This is a genomic window from Pseudomonas sp. G5001 (assembly GCF_013385475.1).
Classification (GTDB): domain Bacteria; phylum Pseudomonadota; class Gammaproteobacteria; order Pseudomonadales; family Pseudomonadaceae; genus Aquipseudomonas.
Genome location: NZ_JACAPZ010000008.1, coordinates 108,384 through 120,615 on the forward strand (window position 1 = coordinate 108,384; position 12,232 = coordinate 120,615).

12 protein-coding genes and 1 pseudogene are annotated in these 12,232 nt (G+C 62.8%); 11 read left to right on the forward strand and 2 right to left on the reverse strand.

The features are described from left to right. Positions 1-5 precede the first annotated feature (5 nt). The 10 genes from HX805_RS08070 to HX805_RS08115 all read left to right on the forward strand — a co-directional run bounded on the left by HX805_RS08070 (position 6) and on the right by HX805_RS08115 (position 9,988). Positions 6-1,082 carry an LLM class flavin-dependent oxidoreductase gene (locus HX805_RS08070; RefSeq protein WP_177080913.1) on the forward strand — a complete coding sequence of 359 codons (1,077 nt, stop codon included), beginning with the start codon at positions 6-8 and terminating at the stop codon, positions 1,080-1,082. Continuing rightward, complete coding sequence (locus HX805_RS08075) at positions 1,082-1,894, forward strand: alpha/beta fold hydrolase (protein ID WP_102369460.1); 813 nt, start codon at positions 1,082-1,084, stop codon at positions 1,892-1,894. Before HX805_RS08070 ends, HX805_RS08075 begins: the two co-directional genes overlap by 1 nt. After that, the gene (locus tag HX805_RS08080) at positions 1,887-2,282 is read left to right on the forward strand and encodes a carboxymuconolactone decarboxylase family protein (RefSeq protein ID WP_003219479.1); all 396 of its coding nucleotides are present in this window, start codon (positions 1,887-1,889) and stop codon (positions 2,280-2,282) included. Before HX805_RS08075 ends, HX805_RS08080 begins: the two co-directional genes overlap by 8 nt. Before the next feature lie 242 nt (positions 2,283-2,524). Further along, a complete protein-coding gene (locus HX805_RS08085) occupies positions 2,525-3,658 on the forward strand; it encodes a glycine betaine/L-proline ABC transporter ATP-binding protein (protein ID WP_102604560.1) in 1,134 nt (377 codons plus the stop codon). Further along, positions 3,651-4,547: a proline/glycine betaine ABC transporter permease gene (locus tag HX805_RS08090; RefSeq protein ID WP_177009181.1), complete on the forward strand. Its 897-nt coding sequence runs from the start codon at positions 3,651-3,653 to the stop codon at positions 4,545-4,547. Before HX805_RS08085 ends, HX805_RS08090 begins: the two co-directional genes overlap by 8 nt. A 70-nt stretch (positions 4,548-4,617) precedes the next feature. Next, the gene (proX, locus tag HX805_RS08095) at positions 4,618-5,643 is read left to right on the forward strand and encodes a glycine betaine/L-proline ABC transporter substrate-binding protein ProX (protein ID WP_023842851.1); all 1,026 of its coding nucleotides are present in this window, start codon (positions 4,618-4,620) and stop codon (positions 5,641-5,643) included. Positions 5,644-5,869: 226 nt separating this feature from the next. Then, complete coding sequence (locus HX805_RS08100; RefSeq protein ID WP_087693083.1) at positions 5,870-7,357, forward strand: NAD-dependent succinate-semialdehyde dehydrogenase; 1,488 nt, start codon at positions 5,870-5,872, stop codon at positions 7,355-7,357. Continuing rightward, on the forward strand, positions 7,354-8,739 hold the full coding sequence (locus tag HX805_RS08105; RefSeq protein WP_177068410.1) for an aspartate aminotransferase family protein: 1,386 nt from the start codon (positions 7,354-7,356) through the stop codon (positions 8,737-8,739). Before HX805_RS08100 ends, HX805_RS08105 begins: the two co-directional genes overlap by 4 nt. A 139-nt stretch (positions 8,740-8,878) precedes the next feature. After that, complete coding sequence (locus HX805_RS08110) at positions 8,879-9,367, forward strand: Lrp/AsnC family transcriptional regulator (RefSeq protein ID WP_003219468.1); 489 nt, start codon at positions 8,879-8,881, stop codon at positions 9,365-9,367. A gap of 39 nt (positions 9,368-9,406) precedes the next feature. Further along, the gene (locus HX805_RS08115) at positions 9,407-9,988 is read left to right on the forward strand and encodes a GNAT family N-acetyltransferase (protein ID WP_003219466.1); all 582 of its coding nucleotides are present in this window, start codon (positions 9,407-9,409) and stop codon (positions 9,986-9,988) included. Here the strand turns inward: HX805_RS08115 and HX805_RS08120 are convergent. Then, a complete protein-coding gene (locus tag HX805_RS08120; RefSeq protein ID WP_177020140.1) occupies positions 9,966-10,850 on the reverse strand; it encodes an EamA family transporter in 885 nt (294 codons plus the stop codon). The two genes, HX805_RS08115 and HX805_RS08120, sit on opposite strands and share 23 nt — an antisense overlap. A gap of 115 nt (positions 10,851-10,965) precedes the next feature. Between HX805_RS08120 and HX805_RS08125 the strand changes: the two genes are divergently transcribed. Continuing rightward, entirely contained in the window at positions 10,966-11,775 is an 810-nt protein-coding gene (locus HX805_RS08125; protein WP_177116742.1) for a helix-turn-helix transcriptional regulator, read from the forward strand. Positions 11,776-12,034: 259 nt separating this feature from the next. Here HX805_RS08125 and HX805_RS32210 read toward each other — a convergent pair. Then, positions 12,035-12,232: pseudogene (locus tag HX805_RS32210) on the reverse strand (hypothetical protein); the annotation flags it as partial.

Sequence of the window (12,232 nt, forward strand, 5' to 3'; positions counted from 1 at the left end):
ATCTTATGAAATTCGCCGTATCCCTGAGCATGGAACGCTTCTCGCCAGACGTGCCGATGCAGACCGTCATGGCCAACCTGCTGGAGCTGGCAAAGATCGCCGATGCCGGCGGCTTTGAAACCCTGTGGACCTCCGAACACCACACCCTGGAATGCACCATCGCGCCCAACCCGTTCCAGACCCTGACCTGGCTCGGCCAGCACACCGAGCGTATCCGCCTGGGCACCGCAACCCTCGCTGCCGCCTATTGGCATCCGATCCGCCTTGCCGGTGAAGCCGCGCTGTGTGATCACCTGACCCACGGCCGCCTGGAATTCGGCATCGCCCGCGGTTCCTACCAGTACGAGTTCGACCGCATGACCCCCGGCCTGCAACAGCAGGAAGGTGTGGGCTACATGAAGGAACTGGTGCCGGCGGTGCAAAAGCTCTGGACCGGCGACTACGCCCACGACGGCCACTACTGGAAATTCCCGCAGACCGCCGCCGTACCGAAGCCGCTGCAAAAAGGCCACCCGCCGATCTGGGTCGCCGCACGGGACCCGGGCACCTTCGACTGGGCAGTGAGCATTGGCGCCAACATCCTGTCCACCCCGCTCTCGCTGCCGGCGGCCGAAATCGCGGTGCTCGGCGAAAAATTCAACAAGGCCGTGGCCGACAACCCCCACGTGCCGCGCCCGCGCTTCATGATGCAGCGCCGCACCTGCGTGTACGCCAACCCCAACGACTGGGAACTGCCGGTCAAGCACAGCATGGATTTTGGCCGCGCCTTCGAGAACCTGATGCAGAACATCGGCACCGTGCACAACGGTTTCCCCGAGCCGGTGCCGTTTGAAAGCGTGCGCGGCAAAGACAACTACAACCCGGAAAACCTGCGACGCAACTTGATGTTCGGCACCCCGGAAGAAATCATCGAAAAGCTGCTCGACTACGAAGCCGCCGGTGTCGACCAGTATTGCCTGGGCCTGACCTTCAACCTGCCGTTCGAACTGCAGAAGCAGACCCTGCGCCTGTTCATCGATGAAGTGATGCCATTCTTCGCCGAGCGCGAACGCGCCAGACAACGCGACCAGGTCAGCGCGTGATGGGCCAGGCACAACGTTTCAGCGTGGCCAACGTCACGCTCAACTATCGCCTGGACGGGCATGGACCGCGCCCGCTGGTGTGCATCCATGGCGTGGGTTCCAGCCTTGAGGCGTGGGCTGAAACGGTGGCGGGTCTGCAGGAGCAATTCACCGTGCTGACCTTCGACCTGCGCGGCCACGGCCAGTCGTCCCGCACGCCCGGGCGTTATGAGATTGATCATTTGGTGGGTGAGGCGCTGGCCCTGGCGGATCACGTGGGCTTCAAGCAGTTCGACCTGGCCGGGTTCTCGTTGGGCGGGCTGATCGCCCAACGCATGGCCCTGACTCATCCGTCGCGGGTTCACCGGTTGGTGCTGCTGTCGACCGTCGCCGGGCGTAACGCCGAGGAGCGCGAGCGGGTACACGCGCGCCTCGCCGCCTTGCAGGCCGGGGAGCCGGTGGCTCACTACGAGGCATCGCTGTCGCGTTGGCTGACCGAGGATTTTCAGGCGCGCAATCCCGAGGCTGTTACCCGTCTGCGCCAACTGAATGCCGACAACGACCCGGGCTGTTATGCCGCGGCGTATCGCATCCTGGCCGAGTCGGATTTCGGCGAACAGCTGTCACGGATCCGCTGCCCCACGCTGATTGCCACCGGTGCCGAAGACGCCGGCTCCAACCCACGGATGGCGACGTTCATGCACGATCGCATCGAGGGTTCGCAACTGCGGATTCTGCCTGGGCTGCGCCATTGCATCCTGATCGAGGCGCCGCAACAGGTGGCCGCCCTGATACGCGATTTTCTAACCCCTTCGGAGACTCACCATGGATAAATCATTGCAGGCCCAAGGCGAAAGCGTTCGCCGCCAAGTCCTCGGGGATAGCTACGTCGACCAGGCCCTGGGCCGCGCCGACGACTTTTCCCGGCCCTTCCAGGCGGTGCTCAACGAGTACTGCTGGGGCATGGTCTGGACCGACGACAGCCTGGACCTCAAGCAACGCAGTCTGCTCAACCTGGGAATGCTCGCGGCGCTGGGGCGCATGGACGAATTCGGTACGCATTTCTGCGGCGCCCTGCGCAACGGACTGAGCGACGACGAACTGCGCGCCGCCCTCGTGCAGATCGCGGTGTACTGCGGCGTGCCGGCGGGTGTCGAGGCGTTTCGCGTGGCCCGCAAAGCCCGGGAAAGCATGGCTCCATCGGATTCAACGACCGGTTGACGCCCAACCCTTGCACTCGCCACACCGCTCATGCTGTAAGTGCCTTGGCACCACAACAAGAAATTTTTGCGACTGCGCCTTGCGTCGCCTTAGCTCGAAGATTTTTAACTGCCAGTAGCCCAAAAATTTCTATTGATGAAGTTTTCCGCAGATTGCAAAACAACAATTGGAGGCAATTGGTGAGCGAACGACTAAAGATTGAGAACCTCTACAAGGTCTTTTCCTCAACCCCGGACAGGGCCATGCAGCTCTTGACCGCCGGGGCCAGCAAAGACCGGATCCTGGCCGAGACCGCCACCGTGGTCGGCCTCAACAACGTATCGCTGTCGATCCCCAGCGGGGCGATCTACATGATCATGGGCCTCTCGGGCTCGGGCAAATCCACCCTGGCGCGCTGTATCAACCGCCTGAATGAACCGACCGCGGGCAAGATCCTGCTGGACGGCGAAGACCTGGTGAGCCTCGACGAAAACCAACTGCGGGAAGTGCGCCGCACGCGTATCTCCATGGTGTTCCAGCACTTCGCGCTGCTGCCGAATAAAACCGTGATCGAGAACACCGAGTTCGGCCTCAAGCTGCGCGGTGTCTCGGCGGCCGAGCGGCGCAAGCGGGCCCTGGAAGTACTGGCGATTGTCGGCCTGGCCAAGTGGGCCGACCACCATCCCCACGAGCTGTCCGGCGGCATGCGCCAGCGCGTCGGCCTGGCCCGCGCACTGGCCACCGACGCCGACGTGCTGATCATGGACGAGGCCTTCAGTGCCCTCGACCCATTGATCCGCACCGAGATGCAGGACGAGTTGCTGCGCCTGCAACGCACCCTGAAAAAAACCATCCTGTTCATCACCCACGACTTCCAGGAAGCCCTGAAGCTGGGCACACGCATCGCGATCATGGCCGACGGCCAAGTGGTGCGCGAGGGCACGCCCCAGGAAATCGTGATGGACCCGGGCAGCGATTACGTCGCGGCGTTCACCCGGGAGGTGGACCGTTCGCGGCTGTTCGATGCGCGCTCGATCATGGAAAAAGCCCACACGCTGCTGGTGCAGGGTGACACCCGGGTGGTGGGCAATGACAGCACGGCTGCATTCGTACTGAACACCAGCGGCAAGGCGGTCGGCGTGCTGGACTCGGCAGCGCTGCTGGCCGTGGGCGGCGGCGCCGACGCACTGCAACGGCTGTCGAGCCAGTTCGTTTGCGTGCCGGCCAGCGCCAAGCTGGTGGAAGCCGCGCGCCTGCTCAAACCGGGTTTGCCGGTGGCGGTGGTGGATGGCGACGGGCAGTTCGTCGGCACCCTCAACAGCGCGCACATTCTTGATTGCATAGCCAGCGTCCCGGCCCCGCGCCCTGCCGCTGCGGAGGTTGCACAGCATGCTTAGTTCAGAAGACCTCGCGGTTTTACCCGTAGACCAGTGGATCAGCCAGGGTGTGGAGTGGCTGGGGATTCACCTGCGGCCAATGTTCCAGGCGATTCGCTGGCCGGTGGAGCATTTGCTGGGGCTGAGTGACACGGTGATCCACGCGATCCCGTTCCCGGTCATGGTGTTGCTGATGTTCCTGATCGCCTACCGTGCGGCGAGCCTGGGGGTGGCGGTGTTCAGCGCCGTGGCCCTGGTGATGATCGCCGCGTTGGGGGTGTGGGACGAGGCCATGACCACCTTGTCGCTGATCACCACGGCGATTGTGATCTGCATGGTGGTGGGCATTCCGGTGGGCATCTGGTGCGCCCGCAGCGAGCGGGTGTGGGGCGTGATGCGGCCGATCCTCGACATCATGCAAACCACCCCGACCTTCGTGTACCTGGTGCCGGTGGTGATGCTGTTTGGCGTCGGCACGGTGTCGGGTGAAGTGGCGGTGGTGATCTCCGCCTGCCCGCCGCTGATTCGCTTTACCTACCTGGGCATCCGCATGGTCGACACCGAACTGGTGGAAGCCGGCCACGCCTTTGGTGCGGACAAGCGCCAATTGCTCTGGGAAATCCAGCTGCCCCTGGCGATCCCGACGATCCTCGGCGGCCTCAACCAGACCGTGCTCACGGCCATGGTGATGTCGGTGGTGGTGGCGATGATCGGCGCCGAAGGCCTCGGCCTGGTGGTGCTGCAAGGCCTGGGCCGGATGGACGTGGGTCGCGCGGCGGTGGGCGGGATTGCCATTGTGCTGCTGGCGATGATGCTCGACCGGATCACCCAGAACCTGGCGCAACCGACAATGCGCAAGCGCAAGTCGCTGTTCAAGCGACTGCTCAATCCGAACCCGGTAAACGCATAACAAAAAGAACCTCATGAATGCCCGTTGTTGACTGCCAACCCTAACCATAACGAGAAAAAAAGAGGAAATCATGATGCATCCATTCAAAGCCTTGCTTGGATTTGCAGCAGTGTTGTACCTGGCAAGTACGCAGGTGTGGGCCGAGGATTTGCCGGGCACCGGCAAGACCATCCGCTTCGTGCAATCGGAAAGCACCGGCGGCAACTACGTACTGACCAAAATCGCGATCGAGGCCACCAAGCGCCTGGGCTACGCGAGCAAGTTGAGCACCGTCAACACCACCCTGTTCTTCCCCGCCGCGGCCCAGGGCGACCTGGACCTGTCGATGGACGTGACCTTGCCGATGCTGCAACCGAGCTTTGACAAGGTGAAGGACCGTACCGAAGTGGTGGGCTCGGGCTTCATTACGGGCGCGGGCTATAACGGCTACATGATCGACAAGAAAACCGCCGACGCGTACGGCATCACCAGCCTGGAACAAATGAAGGACCCGAAAATCGCCGGGCTGTTCGGCAAGGACGGCAAGGCCAACCTGATCAGTTGTGATCCGGGCTGGGGCTGTGGCGATGTGGTGGATTACCAGCTCGACAAGTTCGGTCTCAAGGACACGGTTAACCCGGTACGCGGCAAATACGAAGCACTGATGTTCGAAAACGTCGCCCGGCTGAAACGTGGCGAGCCGGTGTTTTTCTATGCGTGGGCACCGTCGTGGATGACCAACACCATGGTGCCGGGCAAGGACGTGGTGTGGCTGCCGACGCCGTTTGATGCGTTGCCGGGCAATGTGCCGAGCACCACTTCGGCACTGACGCCCGGGGTTGCCGGGTGCGCCGGCGGGGCTGATCCATGCCGCATGGCGATGGCGGCGTGGAACTGGTATGCGATTGGCAACAAGCAATTCATCGCGGCGAATCCGGCGATCAAGAAGTTGGTGGAGCAGATGACGTTTTCCCAGGCAACCTGGAGTTATTGGGAAAAAACCATCAGCGCCGACGGCTCCAGCGAACGCAACATTCGCAAGCTGGCGGAGGACTGGATGAAGGAAAACAAAGCGACGTTTGACGGCTGGGTGGCCACCGCAAAAACCGCCAAGTAGCACCGATTCAATGTGGGAGCTGGCTTGCCTGCGATAGCGATGTTGAATTCACCGTCGCCATCGCAGGCAAGCCAGCTCCCACAGTCGATTTTCACCCGCCGCAAAAATAACTGTTTTGGCGGGCGCAATCAGAAAAAACCCACTGCCCCACCCCCACCAAACCACCAATCCCGCGCCTGCCCCTGCCCTAGCATTGCACCCACTCAGCCCATCCGGAGTGCCCCCGATGACCTACAAACACCCGCTGCTGTTCAAAGCCCTGTGCTACGTCGACGGCCATTGGGTCCACAGCGCCAGTGCCAGCACCATCGCCGTACATGACCCGGCGAACCAACAGTTGATCGGCCACGTGCCGATGCTGGAAAAACCGCAAATTGTCGCCGCAATCGACGCCGCCCACCGCGCGTTTTCCGCCTGGCGTGAACAGAACCTCGATGCCCGCGCCACGATCCTGCGGCGCTGGGCGGCACTGATCCTCGAACACCAGGAGGACCTCGCCCGCATCCTCAGCCAGGAACAAGGCAAACCGCTGGCCGAAGCCCGCGGCGAAATCGCCTATGCCGCAAGCTTCATCCCGTGGTTCGCCGAAGAAGCCCGCCGCCTGTACGGCCAGAATATCCCCAGCCATATCCCCGGTGCGCACCTGGGCACAGTCAAGGAACCCGTAGGCGTCTGCGCCCTGCTGACCCCATGGAACTTCCCCTCGGCCATGATCACCCGCAAGGCCGCCGCCGCCCTCGCCGCCGGGTGCACGGTGGTGGTCAAGCCGGCCCATGAAACGCCCTACTCGGCGTTGGCCCTCGCGCAACTGGCCGAAGAAGCCGGCTTCCCGCCGGGCGTGTTCAACGTGGTGCTGGGCGAGCCACAGATGGCCATGCAAACCCTGGTGCAGGACACCCGCGTGCGCTCGGTAAGCTTCACCGGCTCGACCCGGGTCGGCAAGCTGGTACTGCAGGCGGCGGCCCAGGACGTGAAGAAGGTCTCGCTGGAACTGGGCGGCAATGCGCCATTTATTGTCTGCGCCGACGCCAACCTTGAGCTGGCAGTGAGAGTCGCGGTCGAGGCCAAGTTCCAGACCTCCGGCCAGGACTGCTGCGCGGCCAACCGGATCATGGTCGACCGTTCGATCTACTCCGAATTCCTCAGCCGCTTCGCTGCCGCCGTGCGTGAGTTGCGGGTCGGCCCGGCATTGGTCGACGGGCAAGAGCAAAGCGTCGACATCGGCCCGTTGATGCACCAGGCCGCCTTCGACGTCACCGCCGAACGCGTGGCCGACGCCCTGGAACTGGGCGCGCAACGCCTGGTGGGCTGCGAAGGCCACGCCCTGGGCGGGCTGTTTTACCAGCCAACGGTACTCGCCGACGTGACCCCACAAATGCGCATCTACCGCGAAGAAAACTTCGCGCCGATTGCCGGGGTGCTGCCGTTCGACTCGATTGACCAGGCCATCGAAATGGCCAACGACACCGAGTACGGCCTGGCCGCCTACATTTGTTCCAACCGCCTGGACCTGATCTACCCGCTGATCCGCCGCCTCGACCACGCCATGATCGCGGTCAACGGGGTGAAATTCACCGGTCACCCGATTCCCTTCGGCGGCATGAAAGCCTCGGGCCTGGGCCGTGAAGGCGCCGCCGAGGGCTTCGAAGCCTTTGTCGAAACCAAATACTTTTGCCTGCATCACCAAGGCCAATTCCAAGGAGAGCAACCATGAGCCAAGCATTCAACAGCCTGTTCGAACAAGACCGCGCGCACTTCATGCACCCGTCCACCCACGCCCATGATCACGCCAGCGGCGCACTCAAGGGCCGCATCATCAAGAGCGCCTCGGGCATCCGCATTCGCGACCACGAAGGCCGCGAATTCATCGATGCGTTTGCCGGCCTGTACTGTGTGAACATCGGCTATGGCCGCACCGAAGTTGCCGACGCCATCTACAAGCAAGCCAAGGAGCTGGCCTACTACCACACCTATGTCGGTCACTCGACCGAGGCAATCATCGAGCTGTCGAGCCGCATCATGGACTGGGCGCCCGAAGGCATGAAAAAGGTCTACTACGGCCTGTCCGGCTCAGACGCCAACGAAACCCAGATCAAGCTGGTGCGTTACTACAACAACGTACTGGGCCGTCCGCAGAAGAAGAAGATCATCTCCCGCGATCGCGGCTATCACGGCTCAGGCATCATGACCGGCAGCCTCACGGGCCTCGCCGCCTTCCATCAGCATTTCGACCTGCCGGAAAAAGGCATCCAGCACACCATTTGCCCGCACTGGTACCGCAAGGCACCGGCGGGCATGGACGAGGCTGCGTTCGTGCGTCACTGCGCCGATGAGCTGGAAAAAATGATCCTCGCCGAAGGCCCGGACACGGTCGCGGCGTTCATTGGCGAACCGGTAATGGGCACCGGTGGCATCGTGGTGCCCCCGGCCGGTTACTGGGCGGCGATCCAGGCGGTACTGAACAAGTACGATGTGTTGTTGATCGCTGACGAAGTGGTCTGCGCGTTCGGCCGGCTGGGCTCGAAAATGGGCAGCCAGCGCTACGGCATGCGCCCGGACCTGATCACCACGGCCAAGGGCCTGACCAGCGCCTATGCCCCGCTGTCAGCGGTGATCATCGGTGAGAAGGTGTGGGACGTGATTGAAAAGGCCTCGACCCACGAAGGCGCCATGGGCCACGGCTGGACCTACTCCGGGCACCCGATCTGCGCCGCGGCGGCGCTGGCAAACCTGGATATCCTGGAACGGGAGAACCTCACGGCGAACGCCGACGAAGTCGGTGGGTACCTGAACCGTCGCCTGCGGGAAACCCTCGAAGGTCACCCGCTGGTGGGCGAAGTACGCGGCGACGGCCTGCTCGCCGCCGTGGAATTCATGGCCGACCGTGAGCAACGCACGCCGTTTGATCCTGCGCTCAAGGTCGGCCCCAAAGTCTCGGCGGCCTGCCTGGAACGCGGGATGATCGCCCGGGCCATGCCACACGGCGACATCCTCGGCTTTGCGCCGCCGCTGATTTTGACCAGGGCGGAGGCAGACCTGATCGTCGACATCACCAAAGGCGCGATCGACCAGGTGGCCGGGGAAGTGTTGGGCTGATGACTTTCCCTTAGGAGCAAGCTTGCTCGCGATGGTCGTGAACGATAACGTGCTAATCCTGAATTAACGCGTCGTCCTCAGGCTCATCGCGAGCAAGCTCGCTCCTACAGGGTCCGTGCGCCTTTGGAGTTCGTTGCCGATGCACAAGCTTGACCGCTACGACCTGAAAATCCTGCGTATCCTCTCCGAGGACGGGCGCATCACCAAATCGAGCCTGGCCGAGGCCATCAACCTTTCGGTAACGCCCGCCTGGGAGCGCGTGCGCAAGCTGGAAAGCGCCGGCCTGGTCAAGGGCTACCGCGCGGTGATCGACTGGAATCAGGTGTTCAAGAGTCAGCAACTGCTGGTGGAAATCACCCTCGCCCGGCACACCGCCCAGGACATGCGCCGCTTCGAACAACGCATGAGCGACGCCCCCGACGTGGAGTTCTGCTACGCCACCGGCGGCGGCGTGGACTACATCGCAATGATCCGCGCAGCCGACATCGACCAGTACCAGCGTTTCATCGATCAACTGCTGATGGAAGACCTGGCCATCGAGCGCTACTTCACCTATATCGTCACCAAAACCATCAAGACCACCGGCGCGCTGCCGGCCCAGGCGCTGGACGATACGGCCTGTTCCTGATGCTTGTATAACGCCGGTAATCCCGGCAGGATTGCGCCCGTGATCTTCACGGACGAGCACATGATGACCCTGCCCTTTTTCGCCCCCGTACTTCTCACCACCGAACGCCTGGGCCTGCGCCCTCCCCATCAGGATGACTGGCGCGCGCTGTTTGCCATTTGGTCCGACCCCGAGGCCATGCGCTACTTTTCCTTTCCCACCATGACCCGCGCCGAGCAAGCCGTTGAACGCTTCGGCCAATTGATGGAGGCATCGATTGCCGGTGAAGACCTGGTGTGCATGGTGGAGTTGCTGGCCACCGGCGAGGTGATCGGCAGTTGCGACCTGTTCAATGTCGACGAGCAATGCCGCCGCGCTGAAATCGGCTTTACCCTGGGCCGCCAGCATTGGGGCAAGGGCTACATGAGCGAAGCCGCCCGCGCCGTGATCGACCATGGGTTCAACACCGCCGGGCTGCGCCGCCTTGAAGCCGACATTGACCCACGCAACCTGGGCTCCGCGAAGCTGCTTGAGCGCCTGGGTTTCGTCCGCGAAGGCTTGCTGCGCGAGCGCTGGGTGGTCGGCGACGAGATCTCGGACAGCGCGCTGTATGGCCTGCTCAAGCGTGACCGTCCTGCCTGACCCACAACGGGCGCCCCTTCTTCAGGCCGACGATCAGGGCCAAGAGGATCAAGCCCATGGCCTGCCACTGCGAAACCCCGGGGCGCTCACCCAGGATCAGCATTGAGCTGACGATGCCGAACACCGGGATCAGCAGTGACAGGGGCGCCACCCGGGAAACCGGGTACTCGCGCAACAGCAAGTTCCAGCCCCAGTAACAAAAGTGCGTCGCGCCATACACCTGAAACGCCAGCGAGAACAACGCCACGCCGTTCAGTTGAGCAGGCAAAGCGATAAAGGCTTGCGAGCCATCCAGCAGCCACGTCAACAGCACCAGCGGCAACGGCGCAAACAGGCTGGCCCAGACCACGAACCCAAAGATCTCCCGCACCCGGGAAACCTTGATGATGATATTGCCGATGCTCCAGGCCAGGGCACTGAACAGCACCAGGGCAAACCCCAGCAGCGTGGCCGTCCCCACCACGCCCAGCAGCATGCCTGCCAACCCCATGGCCGCCAGCAGCACACTGATCAATTGCGCCAGGGAAAGGCTTTCCCGAAACAGCAGCACGCCCCAGCCCAGGGTGAAGAATGCGCTGAACTGGATCAGCAGCGAGGCACTGCCAGGGGGTACGCCCATGGCGATCCCGAGGTTGATCAAGGCCCACATCGCCACCCCGAATATCAAGCCATAGGCCGCCAGCCACTTCACCGCGACCTGGGGCCGGCGCACCAGAAACACCCAGGGCAACGCCGCCAGGGTGAACCGCAGGGCCGTCAGCAACAGCGGGTTGATCTCGGCTAGGCCGAGTTTGGTAATGGGGAAATTGAGTCCCCACACAGCCGTCACCAGGACGGCCAGTAACAGGTGTTTTTGCTTCATCGTGACGGGTCCATTGACTCGGTGGCACGACAGGAGGCCGTGCATCCGACAGATTTTTTCGTAAACCGCGATGGCCCGCCTGCGATTGTGGGTCAACAAAGGCTAGAATCAGGCCATGCCCTATATTCATCCCTACGAAAACACCCCGCGCGACGTGGTCGTGACCGCCATCGACTATGCCGACGGCGAGCTGTTCCCCGCCCACGCGCACCCGCGAGGCCAGTTGGCCTATGCCAGCCAGGGTGTCATTACCGTCTACAGCGCCACCGGTAACTGGGTGGTGCCGCCCCGCCGCGCGATCTGGGTGCCGCCGCATGTGTCCCACGCCATGCTGATGCGCGGGCCTGTGACGATGCTCAACACCTACATTCGCCCGCAGGCGGCGCGGCGGCTGGAGTTGCCGCAACAGTGCCAGGTGCTGGATGTGTCGCCGCTGCTTGGGCAGTTGCTGGAGAAGGCCGTCGAGGTACCTGCGCGTTACGCGATGGGTGGCCGCGACAGCTATTTGATGGGCTTGCTGCTGCACGAGATCGCCCGGATGCCGGTGCTGCCGCTGTGTGCGCCGTTGCCGGCCGAGCCTCGATTGGCGAAGGCCTGCGAAGAGTTCCTGGCCGGGCCTTCGTTGGAAATCGGCATTGATGCCATGGCCCTCGGCGCGGGTATGAGCCGCCGGACTTTTACCCGCCAGTTCCGCCAGGCCACGGGGATCAGTTACCTGCAATGGCGCCAGCAAGCCTGTTTGCTGGCGGCGATTGTGCGGCTGGGCAATGGGGAACCGGTGACCAGGGTGGCGCTGGATCTGGGGTATAGCAGCCCGAGTGCGTTTGCCACGGTGTTCAAGCGTGTGTTGGGTGAGGTACCGAGCCGTTATTTCACCAGGGAGTTGCGGGGGGTGGGTCGCGGTACATATCCGTTATTTAGGTAACGACCACCTAGGATTCCGCTCTTACAGCGGGTCACTTTTGAACAGCCGGAATGCCGGCCCAGTCAAAAGCAAGCAAAACGCTCCTGCCCCACCACTCGGCACCTCGCCTAGGCTCGGTGTGCCTAAGATCAAAATCAAAAGCTAAAGCGGGCACGGTTCAAATGTGGGAGCTGGCTTGTCGGGTCGCCGCATCGCTGCGATGGCATCAACTGGGTGTACCTGATGCACCGAGGTGTCTGCATCGCCGACAAGCCAGCTCCTACAGAAGAGCAGCTCTGCCTTCGCTCTGGCTTTTGATCTGGCTTTTAACACTCAGGTCGGCTTTCAGGCCGCCGTGCTCTTGCTTTTGATCTTGATCTGACTGCCCCAATAAGCCCGAGGCCGAACGCAGGTATTGCGGAGCGGGTAAACCGGCAGGACGCCGGTTTAGCCGCGCCGGGCCATGGATGGCCCGTCG

Coding starts and splice junctions, on each gene's coding strand:
- HX805_RS08070 (WP_177080913.1), top strand. CDS start 6: ATGAAATTCGCCGTATCCCTGAGCATGGAACGCTTCTCGCCAGACGTG.
- HX805_RS08075 (WP_102369460.1), top strand. CDS start 1,082: ATGGGCCAGGCACAACGTTTCAGCGTGGCCAACGTCACGCTCAACTAT.
- HX805_RS08080 (WP_003219479.1), top strand. CDS start 1,887: ATGGATAAATCATTGCAGGCCCAAGGCGAAAGCGTTCGCCGCCAAGTC.
- HX805_RS08085 (WP_102604560.1), top strand. CDS start 2,525: ATGCAGCTCTTGACCGCCGGGGCCAGCAAAGACCGGATCCTGGCCGAG.
- HX805_RS08090 (WP_177009181.1), top strand. CDS start 3,651: ATGCTTAGTTCAGAAGACCTCGCGGTTTTACCCGTAGACCAGTGGATC.
- proX (WP_023842851.1), top strand. CDS start 4,618: ATGATGCATCCATTCAAAGCCTTGCTTGGATTTGCAGCAGTGTTGTAC.
- HX805_RS08100 (WP_087693083.1), top strand. CDS start 5,870: ATGACCTACAAACACCCGCTGCTGTTCAAAGCCCTGTGCTACGTCGAC.
- HX805_RS08105 (WP_177068410.1), top strand. CDS start 7,354: ATGAGCCAAGCATTCAACAGCCTGTTCGAACAAGACCGCGCGCACTTC.
- HX805_RS08110 (WP_003219468.1), top strand. CDS start 8,879: ATGCACAAGCTTGACCGCTACGACCTGAAAATCCTGCGTATCCTCTCC.
- HX805_RS08120 (WP_177020140.1), bottom strand. CDS start 10,850: ATGAAGCAAAAACACCTGTTACTGGCCGTCCTGGTGACGGCTGTGTGG.
- HX805_RS08125 (WP_177116742.1), top strand. CDS start 10,966: ATGCCCTATATTCATCCCTACGAAAACACCCCGCGCGACGTGGTCGTG.